A 21,037-nucleotide genomic window follows, 5' to 3' on the forward strand; every position below is an offset into this window, starting at 1 on the left:
CTCCATCTCCTCCTGTCTACTCCCACGCTTCCACCAGCGTTGCTAGTCCTTGTCCGCCCCCGATGCAGAGTGAAACAATTCCCAACTTTTTCTTGCGGCGGCGCAATTCATATAGGATGGTACTCAATAATCGCGCCCCGCTCGCACCCAATGGATGACCCAGTGCTATAGCACCTCCATTTACATTGATACGCTCCTTTGGAATTCCAAGTTCTTTTATACACGCAAGCGCCTGTGAGGCGAATGCTTCATTCACTTCAAACAGATCAATATCCTCGATCTTCAATCCCGTCTCCGCACACAATTGGCGAATCGCCGCTACTGGACCCATTCCCATAATACGAGGATCGACTCCCACACTTGTAAAGTGAACGATCTTTCCAAGTGGCGTAACACCATATCGTTCGATTGCTTCTTTACTCATCACGACTACTGCTGCTGCTCCATCATTAATACCTGATGAGTTACCTGCCGTTACGCTTCCATTTTGACGAAAAGCGGGCTTAAGTCGGGCAAGCGATTCAAGTGTGACATCACGTCTTGGATGCTCATCAGTTTGTACTATATGCGGCTCCCCTTTTTTCTGCGGAACGACAACCGGAACAATTTCCTCTGTGAAAAAACCTTTATCTATAGCACGCACGGCACGCAGTTGGCTTTCATAAGCAAACGCATCCTGCTCCTCCCGGCTAATATTGAATACTTCTGCTACATTCTCTGCCGTCTCTCCCATGGTTAAATCACCATACAGATTGACCGGTGCAGAGCGAGGCCCACCAAAAGATTCTATGAGTGTTTGTCCACCACGTTGAAACGGTTGTGTAAACTTTTCAAGAATATATGGAGAGCGGGTCAAATTTTCCACACCACCTGCAACAATTACTTGCCCGTGTCCTCCCATAATCGATTGAGCGGCTAGGTTGATGGCCTCTAACCCCGATGCACAGACACGGTTAACAGTCAGCCCGGGTACTTTCTCCGGAAGTTTGGCTTTCAATAAACCTACGCGCGCAATATTGATAAAAGGTCCTGCGGAAATGACGTTGCCCATAATAACGCTATCTATATCTTCACCTGAGATTTCAGCACGCCTTATCACTTCCGTTATAACCGTAGCGCATAAATCATCATTAGGTATATCTTTCAAACCGCCCCCTAATTTTCCAATCGGTGTGCGGACAGCTGCTGCTATATATGCTTCTTTTCTGACGTATTTCATCGGTTCACTACCCCTGCTTGTTCATACTGGTAGAAGCCTCGTCCGGTACGTATTCCGGTACGTCCTGCTAATACAAGCTTACGCAGAAGAGATGCCGGACGATAACGCTCCTCTCGCGTCTCGCGATGCAGACCATAGATTACAGCCAATACATCATCAAGTCCAATACGATCTGCCCATTCTAGAGGTCCATAAGGATAATTCGTTCCCTTTTTCATGGCGATATCAATATCCTGTAAGGAAGCGGTTTTTTCCATCGCTGTAAAAGCAGCTTCATTAATAATAAGAGAGAGGATACGAGGGAACACAAGCCCTGCTTCATCTTCTACTATTTCAACTTCTTTGTTCAACTTACCAAAAAATTCAGATACTTTTTGCACAAAAATATCATCTGTTTGAAGTGCTGAGACGACTTCAACTAACAACCGCTCAGACAGCGGCGCTAATGTACCGAAACCAACAACACGTTCTGGATTTTTGGTCCAGGAAGCGGCCTCCGTTGCTGTGATAGCTAACGTCGAACTTAGGATCGGCACTCGGCTGTCTAGCATATGATCAAGCTCTTGCACTGCCTTCTTCTTTTTATTCAAATCTAGATTAAAAATCTCCAGTGCCATTCCTACTTCGCCGGTAGTGGAGAACATATTTTCAGGTTGATAGATTTCATATCCTGCCTGTTCAAGCGTTTCCCGAAAATCTATATAAAGAGATCCTTCACCAACGAGAATTACCTTATTCGTCATAAGAATAGAACCCCTCTCTAGTTTTTCGCCCTAATGCTCCCGCTTGTACCATCTGTCTTTGAATCCGAGATGGCTTGAATCGGCTCTCATGGAAAAAGTTCGTATATAAGGATTCTGTTGTTGCATAGTTTATATCGATGCCAATCATATCCTGAAGTTCAAACGGCCCCATCTTGAATCCTCCGGCTTGCGTCATAATACGGTCGATTTGTTCAACCTTAGCGATTCTATCACCATAAATACGAAGCGCTTCATTATAGTAAGGGCGGGCGACTCGATTGACGATAAAGCCAGGGGAATCAGTCACAAGAACAGGGACTTTGCCCAACTGCTCTGCAAACAAACAGGTCCTATTCACTTCTCTATCCCCCGAATATTTTCCGCGGATTACTTCTATGAGCGGCATTACCGGAGCTGGATTAAAGAAATGGAAGCCTATAATTCGTTCCGGGTGCGAAAGGCCTGCTGCAATTTCAGTAATCGAATAGGACGACGTGTTAGTTAGCAGTAATGTATCAGGACGACAATGATTCACTAATGATGCAAAAATTGACTTTTTTAATTCCAGCCTTTCTGATACAGCCTCAATAACAATGTCACAGGCGCAAAGCTCTGACATGTCTGATACAAATGAAGCAGCCTCAAGCAACTTCTGCTTTTTTTCTTCTGTTATCTTCTGCTTACTTACATCCTTAGCAAGCATTTTCTCTATATATTCTTTTGCTTTCTCTAACGCAGGCTTACTAGTGTCAGCCAAATAGACTGTGTGACCAGCGCGAAGACAGACAAGCGCAATGCCAGCTCCCATTGTACCTGCCCCGACTACACCAGTATGGTAGTATGTCATGAACTCATTCTCTCCTCTTATTTAGTAACAAGCGACTCATTTCGGTTGTCCACAACTCGAAGTGCCTTACCTTCCGTGCGGGTGATGCTATTCGGTTCGAGAATGCGAAGTACGACTGAAACACCCAATGCATTCTTCATTTCATGACTAATATGACGAACGAGCAAAGCAACTTGCTCATGATCCTCTATCTGACCAATCTGCCGCATAAATTCACGAGTAACTTCGGCGTGTACTTCAAACCGATCAAGAGGCCCATCCTTTTTGATGACTACTTGATAATGTGGAGCTAGCTCGGGAAATTTAAGTAATACCGACTCGATTTCCATAGGGAATACATTTACACCGCGAATAATCAACATATCATCGACACGTCCTTTAATACGCGACATGCGCATCGTGGTACGTCCGCATTTGCATTTCTCTGGATTCAAGGAAGATAAATCGCCCGTACGGTAACGAATAACCGGAAATGCCTCCTTCGTCAGTGAAGTAAATACCAATTCTCCTTCCTGTCCGTATGGTAAGACTTCCCCTGTTTCCGGATCGATAATCTCTGCAATAAAATGATCTTCTACGATATGAAGTCCATCTTGGGCCTCATAACATTCAATAGAAATCCCCGGTCCCATAACTTCGCTTAATCCATAAATGTCAATAGCTTTGATATTTAGTCTCTCTTCTAGCTGCGCCCTCATTTCTTCCGACCAGGCTTCAGCTCCAAAAATACCATATTCCACTGAGGTTTCTCGAGGGTTAAGGCCTATCCTCTCCATCTCTTCCACAATATTCAGAATATAAGAAGGAGTTCCTGAGATTCCCCGTGGCTTAAAGTCTTCAATTAGTGTAATCTGTCTTGGTGTATTTCCTCCAGAAACAGGAACGGCAACAGCTCCCATCCGTTCAATTCCATAGTGCAATCCAATTCCTCCAGTAAACAAACCATAGCCATATGCATTATGAAAAATATCCCCAGGGTTTCCTCCGGCCGCACAAATAGCGCGAGCTACCATTTCAGCCCAGTTCTCAATATCATTTTTGGTATACCCAACAATTGTCGGCTTCCCTTTGGTGCCAGAAGATCCGTGGATACGCACTATTTCTTTCATATCAACAGCAAACAGCTTAAAGGGATAATTCTCCCGCAGATCGGTTTTTTTCATAAACGGTAACCTTGATAAATCATCAAGAGATTGAATATCTTCAGGTTTGACGCCCATCCGATCAAGTGATTGTTTATGAAAGGGGACTTTTTCATAAGCGTTTTTAACAGTTTGTTGTAACCTCTTTAATTGAATAGTATGTAATTCATCCCTTGAAATCGTTTCCATTTCTATATTAAAAATCATTCATTTATCCCCCTTTTTATTCTCCCGTAAATATTGGTTTGCGCTTTTCTTCAAAAGCAGCAAGCGCTTCTAAGCGGTCTTTTGTTGGAATAATTACTTCGTATGCCTTCGTCTCTATATCGATTCCTGTCTGTATATCTGTATTGGCTCCTTTACTAATCGCATATTTTGCCTCAAAGACGGCTCGCGGCGCATTGTTGGCAATTTCTTCAGCAAGCGCAAATGATTTCTCCATTAGCTCTTTTTGGTCGGTTGCTACGCCATTCAAAATACGATAGTCCCACGCTTGCTGCGCCGAAATCCGGCGTGCCGTGAGGATTAATTCCTTAGAAATGGAAGGGCCAACCAGCCTTGTTAGCCGCTGTGTTCCCCCAGCTCCAGGGATAATCCCCTGACTAACCTCCGTAAGCCCCATTACGGCATCGTGTACAGCAAAACGAAAATCACAGGCAAGCGCAAGTTCAAATCCTCCACCAAATGCATATCCGTTTATCGCCGCAATCGTCGGCTGTGGCAGCCGCTCTATCGCAGTAAACACATCTCTGATTTTAGCGACATTGCGTCGTACCTGTTGTTCATTTAATGTTTTTCGTTCCTTTAAGTCGGCTCCCGCGGAAAAGGCTCGTCCTTCTCCCGTTATTACAACTGTCCGGATTTCTTTTGGATTTTGCTGAATTTTTTCAACCACCTTATCAAGACTACAAAGCGTGTTATAATTTAATACATTTAAGCGTTCAGGACATTGTAAGGTGATAAGGCCTATATGACCTTTTGCTTCAAACAACATTGACTCCCCTGTCTCCATAATCCTCCCCCTTTTCATTACAATAAAATATATAACGTTATTTTAACGTAATTATTAAATTCATTATATTATCATCCTGAAAATATAGTCAATGTTTTTAAACTATTTAGAAAAATATTTTTTGTTATATATGGTAGATATAGTCCATTCCACAAAAAAGACTTGTAAATGTTCTACGCTCACAATAAAAAAAGTATACTTTCCTTTATGTTGACAAAGGGAAGTATACTTTCCAGTTATAATTATCTTCAATTTTCTATTTAGTCAACAGGGGCCACTTCAAAATTCGCATGAAAAAATCGGATGGCTCCTTCGTTTAATAGTTGGTAATAATTACGGAACAATCTATCGGCTTCTTTACCTACCCAAAAATCAGGAAGAAGTACTTCAGGAAGATTAGGATCGATAAAAAGAAACTTGCGGTATTCATGAACAAGAATTGTTTTTTCCACAAAACAATAACTATCCTGAATCTTATCCGCATTTTCTATTCTTTGTTTAAGTTCATTAAACCGCGGACTATATTCTTTAACAAACTCTTGATATTTATCATTAATTTCATTTAAATCCCAGCATCTTTTAACCAATTGTTCTGGTGTACTCCATCCAAAATGATCGCAATCAAAAAACTCTATGTGCTCATTAATATCATATAATTCACTAATATCTTTAACACGATTTATCAAGTTATGAGGACTAATCCATGTACTATTAGCCAGCATGCCAAATCCCATCCAAGATAATTCTTTACGAAGCTTGTCGCGAAGCCCTCTTTTTTCTTCAGGAATGTTATAGCATACGATACGCCATTTCCCATCCCATTCATCACTTACTTCTTTATAAATTCGTTTTGCAGCTTCATCCAACCTTTTTTTTCCTCGAGTTGACATTTTATAATAGCTACGATTGCCAATTTTCCTCGATTCCAGCCATCCCTGCTTCATCATTCGGGAAATAGCGGCTCGTATAGCCTGTTCTGTGAGACCAAATTCACTCATTAAACGTGTTAAACTACCAACCCAAATTTCATTGCCATAATGCCGAATATATTCTCCATAAATTGTGAAAAGCATGGATTGTGATTTCACCGTTGATTTCCACTCCATTCTACAAATAAGAAATTTCTGATACTCAATCCCTTATTCATTATAGCCGAAGTATATTATCTATTGTTACAATAACCAAAAGGCCGGATTAATTTCCGGCCCTTTCTCTTTCTTTACGAATCATTTTGCTTTATTTTCTCTTCCAGTAACTGAATTCGTTCCTCCATTGTACGTCGAGGAAAAATTGCCTGTACAAACGTTCCTTTACCGATGATCCCCTGCTCTGTCTCTGCACATACCTGACAGACAACACGATTACGTGTTATTTCTATACAACTAGCGGTGAACGAAACCCTCTGACCGACAACGGCAGGCGCAAGGTGTTTAACATGAATCTCATATCCAGCCCCTTCTTCATCTTCCTCCAAATAAGGAAGAATTACATGGCGACCCGCTTTTTCCATATAATAAATCATGGTGACTGTTGACATGACATTATGGATAACGATCTCATCAAATGCCGGTTTCATTTCACTAGTAACAATGATCTCCACTGTCTCTGATATCCCTAATCGCAATCCTTCTTTCATTTCTCTTCAAACCCTCTTTATCTTCCTGTAAATACAGGCTTTCTCTTTTCTAGGAATGCCTGTACTCCTTCTTTATGATCAGCAGTACTTCCGGCAATATCCTGGCCATATGCTTCATATTCAAGTGTTTCTTCCAAGGTAGCATACAAGCTTCGATACATCACCCTTTTAATTAAACCGATTCCTTTAGTCGGAAGAGAAGCCAGACGCTGAGCATACTCCATAACCTGTTCTTCAAATGAATCAGCTTGATATACATGACTGACCAGACCTATTCGCAATGCTTCTTCCGCGCTTACCTTCTCTCCAGTAAGGGCTAATTCCAAAGCCTTTCCAATCCCTACAATACGCGGGAGGAAATAGCAACCTCCAGAATCGGGGATAAGTCCAATATGTACAAATGCATCAATAAAACTAGCTTTCTCGGAAGCGAGACGAATATCACAGGCGAGTGCTAGACTCATACCTGCTCCCGCCGCTACTCCATTAACAGCCGCAATAATAGGTTTTTCCGTATTTTGTAGCTGCATAATCATCGGATTATATCGCTCACGCAAAAAAGCTCCATAATCTACATCCTGTTCCTGTACATCTCCCAAATCCTGTCCAGCATTAAACGCCTTACCAGCGCCGGTAATAACAATACATCGCACTTCTTCTGTTTTAGCAGCTGTTTTTAATGCAGCAAACATTTCCTTATGCATTTGTGCGGTAAAGGCGTTAAACTTATCCGGACGGTTCAGTGTAATTACACAGACACCTTGATCAACCCTATATTCAATCGTTTCGTACATAATTTTATACCACCTCTCATTTATCGACCGGTAAAATGCGGTGTACGCTTCTCTATAAATGCGCTCATTCCCTCATCTTTATCTTCACTAGCAAAAAGCAAATAAAAGCAATTTCGCTCATACTGCATGCCTTCAGCTAGCGGCGTATCTATCGCCTTATGCACGGACTTTTTAATAAGACGAGCAGCAACTGGTGGCATGGAAGCGATCTTCTTAGCCAACTTCATTGCTTCTTGAAAATAGATTTCTACAGGAACAACACGATTGACGAGTCCATAGTGGTATGCTTCAGTCGCATTAATAGGTTCGCCTGTTAGCAGCATTTCCATCGCTTTCACTTTTCCTACCATTTTGGTCAAACGCTGTGTTCCCCCAGCGCCCGGCATTACACCAAGCTTAATTTCAGGTTGCCCGATTCGCGTCGTTTCGGAAGCAATAACCATATCGCAACTCATCATAAGTTCACAACCGCCGCCGAGAACAAAGCCACTAACCGCTCCTATAATCGGCTTAGAAATACGTTCAATACGGTCCCATACAGCAAATTGATCTTTTAGCAGCATTTCAACAGCATTTTTGTCAGCCATCTCATCAATATCCGCTCCAGCGGAAAAGGCACGTTCATTCCCAGTCAGAATAATGCATGCAATCATAGGATTGCGATCCATTTTTTCAATTTCTTCTACAATCTCATCTACGAATTGAAGGTTCAGTGCATTTAATGCCTGCGGACGATATAAAGTAATAACTCCTACATTATCGTTAACTGAGCTTTTTATAAATTGATACCCCATTGATTTCCCCTCTATATGAAAAACCAGACGCAATGCGTCTGCTTTTTCTGTTATATTATGCTTTTGAGCGGCGAGCATAGGTACCAAGTGCAATTGCTACAAGCTCACCATTTTCTGTTTTAACCTCTGCCTGCATGACAATAATTCTTCCTCCTCGCTGAATCACTTTTGATTCAGCTATCAATATGTCACCTTTTGCAGGAGCAAGGTAGTTAATTTTACTTTCTAATGTAACACATTGCTGTATTCCGTCCACATGAGGAGCAGCCGCATGTCCCATAGCTACATCGGCTAGTGTACTGGTTACACCACCATGTACAGTACCGTCTATACTATTAAATAATTCAGGACGGATCTTTAATATGGCTTTGCAACTGTCCGTATTTTGATGCTCAATCGTAATACCAAGATAATCGTTAAAACGGTTATTTGCGGCCATGATCATTTTGCTCACTCCTGAGGATTAAGATTCACATCAATAAAATAGTCACTCTTTCGGTAAGCCAACGCATCAAGGAGAGCTAACGTTTTTCCGTCTCCCTCCACTTGAATACGATACAGACCGGTTCGGTGAGTCCGATTCTCCTCTACCGCTGTTGCACGTAGGCTCGCTCCCTCTATACTCGCTGCCAAAAAGTTTATATTCACTGATAAAGCAACGGATGTCTTACCATAAGAATTACATGCTACTGCAAATACAAAGTCGGCCAAAGCAAAAAGAATCGCGCCATGTGTAGTTCCATGAGCATTTAACATATGCGGCTTAACTTCCATCTCAGCAACCGCTGTTCCCTCGCCGACCTCTACTAATTTAATTCCTAAATAGGAAGCATATGGATCATGCTTGAGCTTTTCACATATTTCCTGATAATAACGCCGATGAATATCCTTTTCGTCAATGTTCCTTTTTACATTAACCATCTACCGCACTTCCGCAAAATGCATAGAAACGATTTTACCCGCAAATCCCATCAAATCTTTACCTGAAGCACGTCCCTCTGGTGAAGAAAGAGCTTGATGTAATGCTTCCTTCGTTTCAAAGTACAACTCAGCAATAAGATGAAGGTTACTTTCTCCAGCAGGCGTTCCATACACCTCATTTACTTCAAGCTTCACAAGACCCGGCATTTTTTCAGCGAGCGGTGTATGTACTTCTTGATAATGCTTTTCAAATTGCTCCACATTTTCTGGTTTTTTGTAAATTGCAATTAATTTAACCATGTCATTCCTCTTTTCTCAATAATATCGCGTTATATCATATAACGTTTTTATAACGCTCTTATTATTTTCATTATATAGATAGTTAAGTGAAATATCAACATTTTCTGATATTTTAAATTTTTAAATCAAGCTATAGTTGGTTACACTTTGCAGTTCATATACTCTTCCGTATAGAAAAAGAAAAAGAGTCTCTCTCAATTGAGATCGACTCTATATAAGGTTTGTACACATTAAGGATACATGTAGTGGAGCTATGCAAGACTTTTTATTAAAGCTGGCAGCCAGTCTCGCAACTCACTGAATACAAAACCAGCCTGCTGCGCCTTGCTATTATCCATATACCAGGAGTGTTCTACACCATACGGAGATATATCTGCATCATCTGCCGCCTGTACAAGTATCGCCTGTTTACCGACAGCATCCTCAATCCATGCTATTAGCTCGCCCAGCGTCACTGTTCCAGAAGAACATGCATTGATTGGTCCTTCTATCGTGCTCTCACCCATCCAGAGAAGGAAACGGGCCGCTTCTTCTGCTGAGATGAAGCACATCCGCGCCTCTGGGTTCGGCAATCCGATTGTCTGTCCCTGCTTAATCCGGTTAATATGGAAAAGCAACCGCTCTGTATAATCATCTTCTCCCATTACGATGGGAAACCGTACCGCTACTACCGGAAAGGAGGCCTTCTGAAAGAAAGCCGCCTCAGCTTGACGCTTCCCTTCCTGATAGGAGAAATCAAAACGGCTTCCCACCCGCAGCGGATACGTGTAAGGATCCATCCGCTCTTCTGGCTGCGGCTGCGGATCGTATTCATATACAGAAAGCGAGGATGTAAAGATATAACGTGCAGCTTTTCCTTGAAATGCTGTACATGCCTCCATTGCATCCTCCGAAGCGTAGCAGATCTGATCATATACAATATCCCAAGGTCCTTCATCCGCTACCCGGGCAAGTGTTACCTTATCATATCGATCCAATGACAGCCGACGTACATGATCTCCGAACGGGTCAGGTGTCTGTCCTCTTGTCGCTACCGTTACCTCGCCACCCTTCTCCATCCATTGCTCCACCAGATGCTTACCGAAAAAACGAGTACCACCCATCACCAATATTTTCTTCATCATGGCTTCCTCCCCTATTGGTTATACAAAGATAATTTCTTTTGTGGCTCTATATTCGCTAGGTGTAAGTCCCGCGTATTTCTTAAATATACAACTGAAATAATTAGGCGTATTAAACCCTAATTCTTCTGCAATCTGCTCAATGGTAAGGTTGGTATGGCGCAGTAGCCATATGGCGCGCTGGAGTTTAACGAAAGTAACATAATAGACGAAGCTGTGGCCCGTCTCCTTTTTGAACAAGCGGCTAAAATAAGTTGCGCTTAGGTTCACTTGTTCGGCCACTTGCTTCACAGATAAGTCCTCTCTATAATGCTCACCGATATAATCTATGCATGTCTGGAGCTGCTCTTCCTTAGTGATCTCTTCATAATAGCGAAGCGATAATCTTTCATATGGCGGAGTTCGCCTCGCCTTTCTTCCTTCCCGATAAGAATGATGAAGCTGCAGCGGCTCGCGGTATACGGATCCTACACCGATATATAAATGAATTCCGTATTCTTCCTCTATTTTATCAATTACCTGAATCATCCCCTCATGTCCCTCACGCCAATGCCGAAGAGATGTTTGAGAATGCGGCACACGAAACAGCATTACCATATGCTTTTTATATGGAAGAAAAAACAAATGGGAAACGAGGGGAGAGAATAACTCAGTAAAACATTTTTGAATGACAGCCGGAGCCTGCCACCCTTCCTGTTCTTCCCGTTCTGGAAAACGAACGAAACCCTGGATAAAGCAGGAAATCGTCGGAACCGCCTCACCAGGTAAAAAAGTACGGGCCTCAATCACCTCTTGCTCGGTAGAAATCTCGCCGCGTAAAAGACGACGCAGGAACGCTTCCTGAAATGGTGTCTCTTCCTTGCGTTTTATCCCTCCTGTCTGAATCTGCTCGTAAATCTCTTTATAGTTAAAATGACTCTGCTGCTCTTTTGATAATGAATCTATGGCACGCCTGATATGACGTATGAATACGTTTTTCTTCATCGGCTGTACAAGCAATGACTGAAGCTTTAATTCTATAGCAATGGGCGATGTATGCAGCCACTCAAGAGAGACAAGCGGAAAAATGCGGCATTCTTTATTTCTCTTCTGAATGCGACGAATCCGTACCCAATCAAGCAGACTGCAAATTTCTATAATAAGGATATGCGGCGAACTTATCATCTCTTTGTCTATAATCACACATTCACCTGCAAATGCCTCCTGTATCCAAGACTGTAGCCTGTCCTTTTCATCCTTATTTTTGATTGTTAGTTGAACACTGTACAATCTAGTTCTCCCCTTTTATTACAAACCCTTATTTTTACATTTTTATTCGTATTATACTAGAACAATTAGAATAGGACAAATTTTTATATATTTTAGACAATTTTCTGTAAGGCATATTATGCACAGATGAAGTACAATCAAGAAAACTATTATCTACCGCATAAAGAAAGGAGGAAATAAGCAGCGGTATCACTTATATAGAGAGACAAATTTACCTTAGAGAGGAGAAGAAAGCATATGGCAAGTGAGTATACAGAGTATGAGTATGTCGCCGCGGGTACCATTGATGTCAGTGAGCTTCCACCGCTGGATCCCGAGACAGACAAAATCATGAAGGACGAATTCTCCACAGGATTTAAACTGAGCTTGTTTTATTATGTCTTTATTTTCACTATTCCCATTCTCAATTGGTTCGCCCCTGATTTTATGTTTTCTCGTTTTTGGGGAGGCATGACTTATTCTTGGTTTTTTACCGGAATTATTGCTATGGCTATGGCCTTTATTATCGCTTATCTTCATACTACTCTTTATGAAAAGCGCTTACAAAAATACCAAGGCAGTACTCCTTCCTCTCTTGGTAATTCTGAAGGGAGGAACATTGGATGATGCAGACGTTGCTTGAACCTAAAATGCTTTTAACCATCCTTTTGATGGGAACGATTGTATACATTACGTACTTAACGAAACGGAGTTCAACCGCTTCGGATTACTTCGTTGGCGGCCGAAGCTTCGGCTGGTTTACTAACGGTTCCGCAATCGGCGGAGACTATCTGAGCGCCGCCACGTTTCTAGGTATCGCCGGTCTTACATTCCAGCTTGGATATGACGGCGCATATTATGCCTTCTGCTTCTCGATCGGCTTGACACTGCTTGCGATTTTCGTAGCAGGCCCACTTCGCCGCTTCGGTGCCTATACGGTTGCAGACTTCCTGGCGTACCGCTTCCACAGCAAACGCGCTCGTCTGGCTGCCGTAGCCGTTGTTTTGGCTATCTCCGGCTTCTATGCAGCTCCTCAGCTTCTCGGCGCCGCACAAATTTTGAGCATGTTTTTTGGAACAAGCTATGAATTCGGTATTATTTTTACGTGTTCTGTTATGATCTTCTACGTTGGTGTCGGCGGTATGAAAGGAACGACTCTGAATCAGGCGCTTGAATTATGGATTCGTCTTGGAGCGTTTGTTCTGATGGTAGCCGCAGCCATCTATGGCGGACTTCACTATGACAAAATTCTTGCTGGCATTAATGAATTCAAAGGTATTATCGGTGATACCGGTCAATATGCCAAGGATGGCAAAGACGTTGCATTCGACGGAGCATCCTGGACAGGTACAGGACACTACTTCCCAACGTTCTGGCAAACGATTTCCATGACGATCGGCCTCTCTCTTGGAACGATCGGTCTTCCGCACATTCTTCTTCGTTTCTATACGAATCCAAGTGCGAAAGCCGCACGTAAATCTGCGCTCATGGCTATTGGTATTGCAAGCGTATTCTTCTTCTTCGCTGTATATCTAGGTGCAGTAGGACGTTCTATCTTCCTGAGCGGCACTGCTGAACCGGAAGTTATGAAGGATCTGGTTGCAGGTGGTAATAACATGGTTATTCCAACCACCGCACAGGCGCTTGGTGGAGAATGGCTGCTTGGCCTGGTTATCGCAGGTGCCTTTGCCGCAATTTTCTCCAATGTATCCGGCCTGTTTATTGCAAGCTCCGGCGCACTGGCACATGATTTGTATGCCAACTTTATCCGGAAAAACCAGCTTAGTGAAAGAGAGCGCGTTATTGCAGGGAAAGTTGCCATTGTTATTCTTGGTATCCTGTATGGCGCCCTGGGGCTGCTGGTAAAAACAGCGTCCATCGGTCACTTGGTTGCCCTTGCATTTACAGTGGCGGCTAGTACATTCACACCGATTTTCATTCTCGGTATCTGGTGGAGAGGCATGACAGAAAAAGGAGCCATCGCAGGTCTCGTTATCGGTCTTCTTGTTTCCATGTACATGATTTTCCTTCCAGATACTCTGCCGGCGTTCCTGCAATTTAAGGTGCCTGGTCTGATTACCGTACCAATCGGCTTCCTGTCTGTTTATATTGTATCAAAACTTGATCGCAAAGTGCCTGCTGATGTGAATGAATTTATGAGAAAAGTTCATTCGAAGGAATCAGAAGCCGCATAATATGACGCTTTTACGGCCTGTACGAATCTCTCTTACTAAAAGAGAACGTACAGGCCTTTTTTCCTGTCTATATGAAATATCTAGTAATAAACATATAAATCTGACTCATAATTTGCGCAATAGAAAAAAGTGAGATATTGTTAGACGTGCGATAAAGCATATCGCATATAGACTATAATACATAGAAATTTTTACCTGCTTAACCCATAAAGGTTTGTGGAATAAGGAATATGGGAATGTTCAACGAAACGTATCCGTAGATTATTGTAGGAGATGATGTAAAGAGCGATGTGTGGTATCTGTGGAATTATTCGTTATGATAAAAACAATGTAGATGATCGTCTGGTGCAGCGCATGCTCCCGGCGCTTGAAACACGCGGTCCAGATTCCTTCGGCGTGCATACGGGAAAAGGATTTGGCTTTGGACATCGACGTCTAAGTATTATCGACCTATCAGAAAACGGCCATCAGCCAATGATCGATGACGAATTAAAGTTGTCAATTGTCTATAATGGTGAAATTTATAATTTCCAATCGCTGCGTGATGAACTGCAGCAGCAAGGGTATTCCTTCCGTTCCACAAGCGATACGGAAGTGCTCCTGAAAGCGTATCATGCTTGGGGAGATAAATTTGTCACACGGCTAAATGGAATGTTTGCCTTCTGTATTCATGACCTAGAACGTGGACGCTTTCTGTTGGGCCGAGATCGGTTAGGCATTAAACCACTATACTATGCTGAGGATGGAGGCGTATTTTATTTTGCTTCCAATATGCAGGCACTAAAAGAAGCCGGAGCAATCCAACCGGAGCTTTCTTCTGAAGCGCTGCATTATTACCTGAGTTTCCATGCGGTAGTACCGGCTCCGCATACTATTTTTAAGAATGTGAAGAAGTTGGCTCCAGGAACACTAATGAGTATTACATCGGATGGGACAACAAATATCTCTTCGTATTGGGATGTACAATTCGAACGCAGAGAAACCCTTACTGAGGAAGAATGGATCGAACGGGTACTTTATGAATTGCGCGAGAGTGTGAAACGTCGAATGGTGAGTGACGTTCCAGTAGGAGCATTATTGAGCGGAGGACTCGATTCCAGCTTAATCGTTGCATTCATGGCTGAGTGCAATCCGCAATCTCTGCATACCTATTCAATCGGCTTCGAGGATGTCGGCACTGAAGAAGGAAATGAGTTCTACTACAGCGATATTATTGCAAAGGAATTCGGAACGAAGCATAAGAAAATTTTTATTGACTCACGACGTCTTCTGCCGAATATAGACAAAGCAATCGGTGCAATGGCTGAGCCAATGGTAAGCCATGATGCGGTAGCATTCTACCTCCTCTCTGAAGAAGTAAGCAAGGAAACAAAAGTCGTACTCAGCGGTCAAGGCGCTGATGAAGTCTTCGCCGGATATCACTGGTATCCCAAAGTTATGAACGGAACACGGGATGCAGTGACAGAATATAGAGAGGCTTTCTTTGACCGTACGCATGAAGAGGTAATGGATGTACTACAGTCCCCTTATCATGGCCCTGATGTTTCCGGCCGCTTCGTGGCTGAGCATTTTGCGGCACCAGGTGCTGCTGAACCGGTGGATAAGGCCCTACGCTTAGATACGCGCGTTATGCTGATTGATGACCCTGTTAAACGCGTAGATAATATGACGATGGCATGGGGATTAGAGGCACGTGTTCCGTTTCTCGATTACAAATTGATCGAGTTAGCTGCTTCCATTCCTCCCGAACTCAAAGTTGCAAGCGATGGCAAGCATATTTTAAAGAAAGCAGCCGAGCAAGTCATACCTCATGAAGTCATCTATCGCAAAAAAGGATATTTCCCTGTTCCTGCATTGAAATATCTTCGCGGAGAGTACCTTGATTTCGCACACGATATCCTTTCTACAGAAAAGGCAAAACAGCGGAATCTGTTCAACCCGGCCCATCTCGAAAAATTACTAAAAGCGCCGGAAGAGAACATGACTGTATTGGGTGGAAGTAAACTATGGCAGTTAACAGTGCTTGAACTATGGCTGCAAAAGATGGGGTGTTAATTATGCAATACCGAGGAGAGACTAAACGATTTCGCCTAGAACGCTTCACTTCCCCCTCACTGCATAGTTGGGGCGAAAACATTCCGGAGATAAAAAAAGAGGGAATGGAAGCGGAGGTGTCCGTTGACTTTGGTTGGGGTCATCTCATTTTTGGGCAGACTTTCGATGATCATGATAAGCTCATCGATCTCTTCCTCGAAGAAAAGACGGGCCGACGTGATTTAGCTATCTATGTACGGCATCATCATGTTCTGCTGTCAAAAGCGCCGAATCTTCTATTCGTCGATCCATCCATTACATTTCGTCTTTGGTTGCATAATTATCGGATGCCAAAACGGCGGCATGGCGGATTTAACATTCGTTTTATGATGGATCGGAAAGACGCAGAGCGTGTCAATGAAATTTATCGAAAAAGCGGTATGGTTGAAGCTGATCCTGAAATTATGATCAAAAATCAATATACCCAGACATTTAACTACTTTGTGGCAGAAGACCCGACAGACGGAGAAATCATCGGCACCATCACAAGTATTGATCATAAGGCTGCATTCAATGATCCAGATAATGGCGCAAGCTTTTGGGCTCTTGCCGTCGACCCAGAACGTCGTGCCAGAGGTGTGGGTCGAGCGCTCGTTCGAGCCGTAGCTGAATATTATTTGGCTAAGGGACGAAGTTATCTTGATCTATCCGTACTGCATAGCAATAAAAAGGCAATTGCTTTATACAAAGCGCTTAATTTTGAACAAATTCCTGTCTATGTAATTAAACGAAAAAACGACATTAATGAAGTGTATTATACAGGAGGGCCTCAACCTTGAACGTATATGCACAAATACTGATAGATGAAGCACGAAGACGCGGTATTGATGTCGAGATTGTAGATGAAGAATCCAACCTTTATCGTCTGCATCATGCAGGACAGTCGATTCTTTGCCGCGAGTCACTAACAGAAAAAACTTGTGCTATGGCAATGACGATCTGCGATGATAAAGCGTTGACGCATCGAACATTACGCAAGGCTGGCATTCGTGTACCTAAACAGGAGTTCTATACAGATATTGCACAGGCCAATTCCTTAATGAAAGAATGGGGAAGCCTGGTAGTAAAACCTGCTAGCGGTGAACAAGGACAAGGAATTACAGTAGATGTACGTATAGAAGAAGAACTTCGCCAGGCTGTAAATACTGCGCTTGAGCACAGTAATCATATTCTGTTAGAGGAATTCGTTCAAGGCCGTGATCTGCGTGTCATTGTGATTGATCACGCTTTTGTAGCAGCCATAGAACGAAAACCTGCCTATATTACTGGTAATGGAACAAGTACAATTCGTGAGCTGATTGCAGCAAAAAATGAGACGTTGGCCAAAAAGACGGACGGAGAATCACAAATTCCAATCAATCAGGAAACAGAGCGAGTCATCCGCCACCATCATATGGGTTGGGAAGATATTCTGCCTGAAAATCAGGAATTACAAGTATGTAAAACTGCCAACTATCATACGGGCGGAACTATTACCGACGTAACAGAATCTGTGTCTCCATTTCTTAGATCGGAAGCAGAGAAAGCAAGCCGGACACTTAATATCCCTGTCGTAGGACTTGATTATCTTGTTCCTGATTTTAGCGGGGACGACTATGTAATTATTGAGGCCAATGAACGCCCTGGCCTAGCTAACCACGAGCCGCAGCCTACAGCAGAACGTTTTATCGACTTCTTATTCCCTGAAACAAAAAAATAATGGATAATAAAAGAAAAAGCCAGGCAAATAAAATGCCTGGCTTCTATCTTATTCATAAAGTTGAGGGATACGCTATGAAGCTTACCTTTCTTCCCGAACATAACGCCATTCAATACAGTACTGAAACGATTACACTGCTGCCTAAAGAATACGCTTTATTCCATTATTTATTTCGTCATGTCAATCGTATCTGTACGAGGGAACAGCTGCTTGATGCTGTGTGGCCGATGGAATATCCAACGGACCGCACCGTGGATGATCATATTTACCGCCTACGAAAAAAACTTAAAGCATGGCAGCATGTTATTCGTATTGAAACGATGCGCGGTCAGGGCTACCGTTTATCCTACAAAGAAGCCCCCCTGCCCAATCCATTTGTAGAAGATACAGAGCTAACAACCAGCTATAATAACCTATTCGATAAATATCATCTATTTGGTCATGGAGAAGCTATGCAAATACTAGAAGCCCATCAATCAACACTTGGCTTTCATATGGCTGAAGAGAAAAAATTGTATCTCGAAGCGGTCAAAGGAAACTTCTCATTCTTTTTGCGCCCAGAAATTTCGTTTACACAAAAATTATTTTATCTTCTTTTTTTATACTGGTACATTCAACCGGATGCCGAACGAGCCCTCTATTACATTGAACGCGCATTAGAGCAGCAAGCACTGCCAGCAGCGTGGCATGAAGAAATGAAATTTAACGTCATCGCTTTATATATCGAGACAGGACGGTTTACACAAGCGCACCGTACGCTTTCAAAGTATGAATCGGTTATTTGCCATGAAAAGATGGCAGGATTTCGTTTATTTTATTATAATAAAAAACTGTTGCTAATGATTATAGAAGGAAAAAAAGAAGAAGCATCCGCATTAGTAGAACACATAGAAGGAATGCTCCCCTCCCTTCCTTACCTTCGAGAAAGTGGACTTTTCCTCATCACCAAAGGATTATGGCTGATGAGTTGTAAAGAGTTCACGAAAGCGGATGAAATAATTACTGAAGGTCTCATTATACTTAAAAATTCACGTTTTGTTCCTCATCTTATTTATGGAACAAGACTGCTTATACGCTTTACCCCAACACTGCTTACTGAAGGATCAGAACTGACCAAGCGATACCAAGATCAATGGAACGAGCTTGCTATGATATATGACTTTCCTTCTCTACAAAAAAACACGCACATGCAACTTGAACAATTCCTCTGATATAACTCTGACAATCTCCGTTTACGATGGATATATCATTGATAAACGGAGTTGATATGTATGTCTATACCGACTGCTCTACATGAGGTAAAGCCAATCCACAAAAACCGTTTTTTTCTGCGAGCCTTTACTGCACATATATTTTCCAGTTTGGGCGATTGGCTTGACTTTATTGCGATACTAGCATTGTTTACGTATATATGGAAGGCCGATGTCCTTCTTATTTCTATTTTACCTGTGGCCTACGCTCTTCCCGGCATTCTACTCAGCCAAGCAGCAGGTGTATGGGTGGACCGAATGCGTACAAAGCATGTACTTATTTATGTGGATTTATTGCGAAGTATATGTACGATCTTTTTATTGTATATGCCTTCTCCTGTATGGGTGCTGTCCGCTATCTTTGTTCGGGCAGCAATCGGTACCTTTCATTTGCCAGCACAGCAATCGTTTATTCGAAAGGTTGTTGATGAGGCTCAACTGCTCAAAGCCACAGGATTAATCGGAACCTCTTTTCAGCTTACCAAGATTGTTGGACCCATGCTGGGAAGCTTTGTGCTTGCTCTCTCCTCCTATAAAACCTGCTTACTGCTTACTGCCGGATGCCTCATGGTTTCCGTATTGCTTTTGCTTTTTTTACCTGAAAAACAAGAATACTTCTCAGGTCATGCACAAGGAAGTCAAAGTAAAGGATTTTATGCAGAATGGAAGGAAGGGTGGACAGCGATCTTATCCATTCGTACTCTGCTTTTCTGTTTGTTATTTTCCTTTTCTATAACAACGGTGATTCAAATTGTCGATATCCAACTGCTTGTCTTACTCCGAGATATTAAACCAAATCAAATAGAACTGCCCGGCTTAATTATTGCCACCATAGGAATCGGGGCTGTATGCAGTACGATGATTGTAACCAAGCGAAAGCAGAATCTGCACTACTTTGTATTGCTGAGCATCGGTTCGATTTTAATGGGGATAGCTGTATTTATCTTCAGTATCTTTCACAAATCAACTCCTATGCTCTTTCTCATCCTTACTGGAGGGTTATGCGGAATTGGTACGGGCCTTTCATTTATTAGTGTTCAATTCGCCATGCAAAAGGAAGCACCTTCACAAATCATTGGCAGAGTATACGGTATTTATCATTCCGTTTTTAACCTTTTGCTTATTGTAGCTCCTTTATTAGGTGGATGGCTTGTTAAACAATATGGCGCTTATGTAGTATTTAAAATATGTGGATTTTTCGCTATCGCGATGGGTGTGGGGGGTGTTCTTATACAGAAAAGAACGAAAAGTAGATCACTGAATCAGTTGGAGACAGGAGAGAGAAACACGTCCTCTCCCCTGTGAAAGCTATGATTTGCTTCTGAACCATCTGCTTGCACGGGTTTTTTTCGGGTTATTCGGATGAGTAGGGTCATAAAACCACTTCTTCTGCACAGTCACGTATGCCAGTACAACTCCGATCAAAACCAGTAACCAACCCAAGAGGTCCACCTCCTGGCTATAGTGTACCCCGACAAATTACAAGCTCCCTAGAAAGTTTTTACTTACAGAGAAAAAAGCTGCCTTCTACTGCGCAGCTTTTTTTACAAACATTTTTATCTTAGTGATGTTCCAATTCCTTAAGTTCAGATAACGCAACTGTTTTTCGATCTGTTGGATTCTCCATTGTATGTATTCTTGCTGTTTTGCTTTGTGCATCAACAGAATCAATCCATACCTGAACACCTTCGAAACCTACATCAATTTTCTCATGGGACTGTACAATTTCCTGAGCACGTTTTATTTCCATCATTATCACCTTTGCTAAGAAATTTGGCATAGCAGACCAAGACAATAAAAATGCTGCTATAGCTATGTTTTATAATATGTTAGGCAAAGCTTATCTATACTTTTTAAAATCTAGGCCGTTATGTTCTATACTAAAAAGCCGTCTGCAAGTATAACTTGCAGACGGCTTTATGTATGTATTGTACCCTGAAAACTGGATCGAAGAAAAATGACGCGTAAAGGAATCTTTGATTTTTGGTTAAGCCCTCGACCGATTAGTATTCGTCAGCTCCG

The 21,037-nt window shown here is 42.4% G+C and carries 23 protein-coding genes; 7 read left to right on the forward strand and 16 right to left on the reverse strand.

Annotated features, from left to right (window positions below; translation table 11 throughout):
- Nucleotides 1–16: 16 nt before the first annotated feature.
- The 14 genes from AB3351_RS19395 to AB3351_RS19460 all read right to left on the reverse strand — a co-directional run bounded on the left by AB3351_RS19395 (nt 17) and on the right by AB3351_RS19460 (nt 11,798).
- Nucleotides 17–1,219: a thiolase family protein gene (locus tag AB3351_RS19395; protein ID WP_371148811.1), complete on the reverse strand. Its 1,203-nt coding sequence runs from the start codon at nt 1,217–1,219 to the stop codon at nt 17–19.
- The gene (locus AB3351_RS19400; protein ID WP_371148812.1) at nt 1,216–1,962 is read right to left on the reverse strand and encodes a 3-hydroxyacyl-CoA dehydrogenase family protein; all 747 of its coding nucleotides are present in this window, start codon (nt 1,960–1,962) and stop codon (nt 1,216–1,218) included. Before AB3351_RS19400 ends, AB3351_RS19395 begins: the two co-directional genes overlap by 4 nt.
- Nucleotides 1,952–2,809 carry a 3-hydroxyacyl-CoA dehydrogenase family protein gene (locus AB3351_RS19405; protein ID WP_371148813.1) on the reverse strand — a complete coding sequence of 286 codons (858 nt, stop codon included), beginning with the start codon at nt 2,807–2,809 and terminating at the stop codon, nt 1,952–1,954. Before AB3351_RS19405 ends, AB3351_RS19400 begins: the two co-directional genes overlap by 11 nt.
- Before the next feature lie 17 nt (nt 2,810–2,826).
- A complete protein-coding gene (locus AB3351_RS19410; protein WP_371148814.1) occupies nt 2,827–4,158 on the reverse strand; it encodes a phenylacetate--CoA ligase family protein in 1,332 nt (443 codons plus the stop codon).
- Nucleotides 4,159–4,174: 16 nt separating this feature from the next.
- Nucleotides 4,175–4,963 (reverse strand): enoyl-CoA hydratase-related protein, encoded by a 789-nt coding sequence (locus AB3351_RS19415; protein ID WP_371148815.1) that lies wholly within the window; start codon nt 4,961–4,963, stop codon nt 4,175–4,177.
- A gap of 260 nt (nt 4,964–5,223) precedes the next feature.
- A complete protein-coding gene (paaX, locus tag AB3351_RS19420; protein WP_371148816.1) occupies nt 5,224–6,051 on the reverse strand; it encodes a phenylacetic acid degradation operon negative regulatory protein PaaX in 828 nt (275 codons plus the stop codon).
- Between the two features lie 131 nt (nt 6,052–6,182).
- Complete coding sequence (locus AB3351_RS19425; RefSeq protein WP_371148817.1) at nt 6,183–6,599, reverse strand: thioesterase family protein; 417 nt, start codon at nt 6,597–6,599, stop codon at nt 6,183–6,185.
- Nucleotides 6,600–6,616: 17 nt separating this feature from the next.
- Nucleotides 6,617–7,393 carry an enoyl-CoA hydratase-related protein gene (locus AB3351_RS19430; RefSeq protein WP_371148818.1) on the reverse strand — a complete coding sequence of 259 codons (777 nt, stop codon included), beginning with the start codon at nt 7,391–7,393 and terminating at the stop codon, nt 6,617–6,619.
- Nucleotides 7,394–7,413: 20 nt separating this feature from the next.
- Nucleotides 7,414–8,187 carry an enoyl-CoA hydratase-related protein gene (locus tag AB3351_RS19435; protein WP_371148819.1) on the reverse strand — a complete coding sequence of 258 codons (774 nt, stop codon included), beginning with the start codon at nt 8,185–8,187 and terminating at the stop codon, nt 7,414–7,416.
- A 55-nt stretch (nt 8,188–8,242) separates the two neighbouring features.
- Complete coding sequence (locus AB3351_RS19440) at nt 8,243–8,632, reverse strand: PaaI family thioesterase (RefSeq protein ID WP_371148820.1); 390 nt, start codon at nt 8,630–8,632, stop codon at nt 8,243–8,245.
- A gap of 5 nt (nt 8,633–8,637) precedes the next feature.
- Nucleotides 8,638–9,108, reverse strand: a complete 471-nt coding sequence (locus AB3351_RS19445; RefSeq protein ID WP_371148821.1) for a hotdog fold thioesterase — start codon at nt 9,106–9,108, stop codon at nt 8,638–8,640.
- Nucleotides 9,109–9,408, reverse strand: a complete 300-nt coding sequence (locus AB3351_RS19450; RefSeq protein WP_371148822.1) for an EthD family reductase — start codon at nt 9,406–9,408, stop codon at nt 9,109–9,111.
- Between the two features lie 251 nt (nt 9,409–9,659).
- On the reverse strand, nt 9,660–10,532 hold the full coding sequence (locus AB3351_RS19455; protein WP_371148823.1) for an NAD-dependent epimerase/dehydratase family protein: 873 nt from the start codon (nt 10,530–10,532) through the stop codon (nt 9,660–9,662).
- Nucleotides 10,533–10,550: 18 nt separating this feature from the next.
- Nucleotides 10,551–11,798 (reverse strand): helix-turn-helix transcriptional regulator, encoded by a 1,248-nt coding sequence (locus AB3351_RS19460; protein WP_371148824.1) that lies wholly within the window; start codon nt 11,796–11,798, stop codon nt 10,551–10,553.
- Nucleotides 11,799–12,035: 237 nt separating this feature from the next.
- Between AB3351_RS19460 and AB3351_RS19465 the strand changes: the two genes are divergently transcribed.
- The 7 genes from AB3351_RS19465 to AB3351_RS19495 all read left to right on the forward strand — a co-directional run bounded on the left by AB3351_RS19465 (nt 12,036) and on the right by AB3351_RS19495 (nt 20,320).
- Nucleotides 12,036–12,404, forward strand: a complete 369-nt coding sequence (locus AB3351_RS19465) for a DUF485 domain-containing protein (protein WP_371148825.1) — start codon at nt 12,036–12,038, stop codon at nt 12,402–12,404.
- Nucleotides 12,401–13,972, forward strand: a complete 1,572-nt coding sequence (locus tag AB3351_RS19470; RefSeq protein WP_371148826.1) for a sodium/solute symporter — start codon at nt 12,401–12,403, stop codon at nt 13,970–13,972. The genes AB3351_RS19465 and AB3351_RS19470 overlap by 4 nt, the downstream gene beginning before the upstream one ends.
- Before the next feature lie 288 nt (nt 13,973–14,260).
- The gene (locus AB3351_RS19475; protein ID WP_371148827.1) at nt 14,261–16,027 is read left to right on the forward strand and encodes an N-acetylglutaminylglutamine amidotransferase; all 1,767 of its coding nucleotides are present in this window, start codon (nt 14,261–14,263) and stop codon (nt 16,025–16,027) included.
- 2 nt (nt 16,028–16,029) lie between these two features.
- A complete protein-coding gene (locus AB3351_RS19480; RefSeq protein WP_371148828.1) occupies nt 16,030–16,845 on the forward strand; it encodes a GNAT family N-acetyltransferase in 816 nt (271 codons plus the stop codon).
- On the forward strand, nt 16,842–17,765 hold the full coding sequence (locus AB3351_RS19485; protein WP_371148829.1) for an ATP-grasp domain-containing protein: 924 nt from the start codon (nt 16,842–16,844) through the stop codon (nt 17,763–17,765). The genes AB3351_RS19480 and AB3351_RS19485 overlap by 4 nt, the downstream gene beginning before the upstream one ends.
- Nucleotides 17,766–17,839: 74 nt before the next feature.
- The gene (locus tag AB3351_RS19490) at nt 17,840–18,976 is read left to right on the forward strand and encodes a winged helix-turn-helix domain-containing protein (RefSeq protein WP_371148830.1); all 1,137 of its coding nucleotides are present in this window, start codon (nt 17,840–17,842) and stop codon (nt 18,974–18,976) included.
- Between the two features lie 60 nt (nt 18,977–19,036).
- Nucleotides 19,037–20,320, forward strand: coding sequence for an MFS transporter (locus tag AB3351_RS19495; protein ID WP_371148831.1), 1,284 nt, complete (start codon nt 19,037–19,039; stop codon nt 20,318–20,320).
- A 3-nt stretch (nt 20,321–20,323) separates the two neighbouring features.
- On the opposite strand, the gene AB3351_RS19500 is transcribed toward AB3351_RS19495, so the two are convergent.
- Nucleotides 20,324–20,458 carry a hypothetical protein gene (locus AB3351_RS19500; RefSeq protein WP_371148832.1) on the reverse strand — a complete coding sequence of 45 codons (135 nt, stop codon included), beginning with the start codon at nt 20,456–20,458 and terminating at the stop codon, nt 20,324–20,326.
- 118 nt (nt 20,459–20,576) lie between these two features.
- On the reverse strand, nt 20,577–20,765 hold the full coding sequence (locus AB3351_RS19505; RefSeq protein ID WP_371148833.1) for an H-type small acid-soluble spore protein: 189 nt from the start codon (nt 20,763–20,765) through the stop codon (nt 20,577–20,579).
- Nucleotides 20,766–21,037: the final 272 nt, after the last annotated feature.

The sequence above is a fragment of the Aneurinibacillus sp. REN35 genome (assembly GCF_041379945.2).
Lineage (GTDB): Bacteria > Bacillota > Bacilli > Aneurinibacillales > Aneurinibacillaceae > Aneurinibacillus.

Bases quoted from the DNA above. Each gene is read 5' to 3' on its own strand.
- AB3351_RS19395 (WP_371148811.1), bottom strand. From the start codon at position 1,219: ATGAAATACGTCAGAAAAGAAGCATATATAGCAGCAGCTGTCCGCACA.
- AB3351_RS19400 (WP_371148812.1), bottom strand. From the start codon at position 1,962: ATGACGAATAAGGTAATTCTCGTTGGTGAAGGATCTCTTTATATAGAT.
- AB3351_RS19405 (WP_371148813.1), bottom strand. From the start codon at position 2,809: ATGACATACTACCATACTGGTGTAGTCGGGGCAGGTACAATGGGAGCT.
- AB3351_RS19410 (WP_371148814.1), bottom strand. From the start codon at position 4,158: ATGATTTTTAATATAGAAATGGAAACGATTTCAAGGGATGAATTACAT.
- AB3351_RS19415 (WP_371148815.1), bottom strand. From the start codon at position 4,963: ATGGAGACAGGGGAGTCAATGTTGTTTGAAGCAAAAGGTCATATAGGC.
- AB3351_RS19425 (WP_371148817.1), bottom strand. From the start codon at position 6,599: ATGAAAGAAGGATTGCGATTAGGGATATCAGAGACAGTGGAGATCATT.
- AB3351_RS19430 (WP_371148818.1), bottom strand. From the start codon at position 7,393: ATGTACGAAACGATTGAATATAGGGTTGATCAAGGTGTCTGTGTAATT.
- AB3351_RS19435 (WP_371148819.1), bottom strand. From the start codon at position 8,187: ATGGGGTATCAATTTATAAAAAGCTCAGTTAACGATAATGTAGGAGTT.
- AB3351_RS19440 (WP_371148820.1), bottom strand. From the start codon at position 8,632: ATGATCATGGCCGCAAATAACCGTTTTAACGATTATCTTGGTATTACG.
- AB3351_RS19445 (WP_371148821.1), bottom strand. From the start codon at position 9,108: ATGGTTAATGTAAAAAGGAACATTGACGAAAAGGATATTCATCGGCGT.
- AB3351_RS19450 (WP_371148822.1), bottom strand. From the start codon at position 9,408: ATGGTTAAATTAATTGCAATTTACAAAAAACCAGAAAATGTGGAGCAA.
- AB3351_RS19455 (WP_371148823.1), bottom strand. From the start codon at position 10,532: ATGATGAAGAAAATATTGGTGATGGGTGGTACTCGTTTTTTCGGTAAG.
- AB3351_RS19465 (WP_371148825.1), top strand. From the start codon at position 12,036: ATGGCAAGTGAGTATACAGAGTATGAGTATGTCGCCGCGGGTACCATT.
- AB3351_RS19470 (WP_371148826.1), top strand. From the start codon at position 12,401: ATGATGCAGACGTTGCTTGAACCTAAAATGCTTTTAACCATCCTTTTG.
- AB3351_RS19475 (WP_371148827.1), top strand. From the start codon at position 14,261: ATGTGTGGTATCTGTGGAATTATTCGTTATGATAAAAACAATGTAGAT.
- AB3351_RS19480 (WP_371148828.1), top strand. From the start codon at position 16,030: ATGCAATACCGAGGAGAGACTAAACGATTTCGCCTAGAACGCTTCACT.
- AB3351_RS19490 (WP_371148830.1), top strand. From the start codon at position 17,840: ATGAAGCTTACCTTTCTTCCCGAACATAACGCCATTCAATACAGTACT.
- AB3351_RS19495 (WP_371148831.1), top strand. From the start codon at position 19,037: ATGTCTATACCGACTGCTCTACATGAGGTAAAGCCAATCCACAAAAAC.
- AB3351_RS19505 (WP_371148833.1), bottom strand. From the start codon at position 20,765: ATGGAAATAAAACGTGCTCAGGAAATTGTACAGTCCCATGAGAAAATT.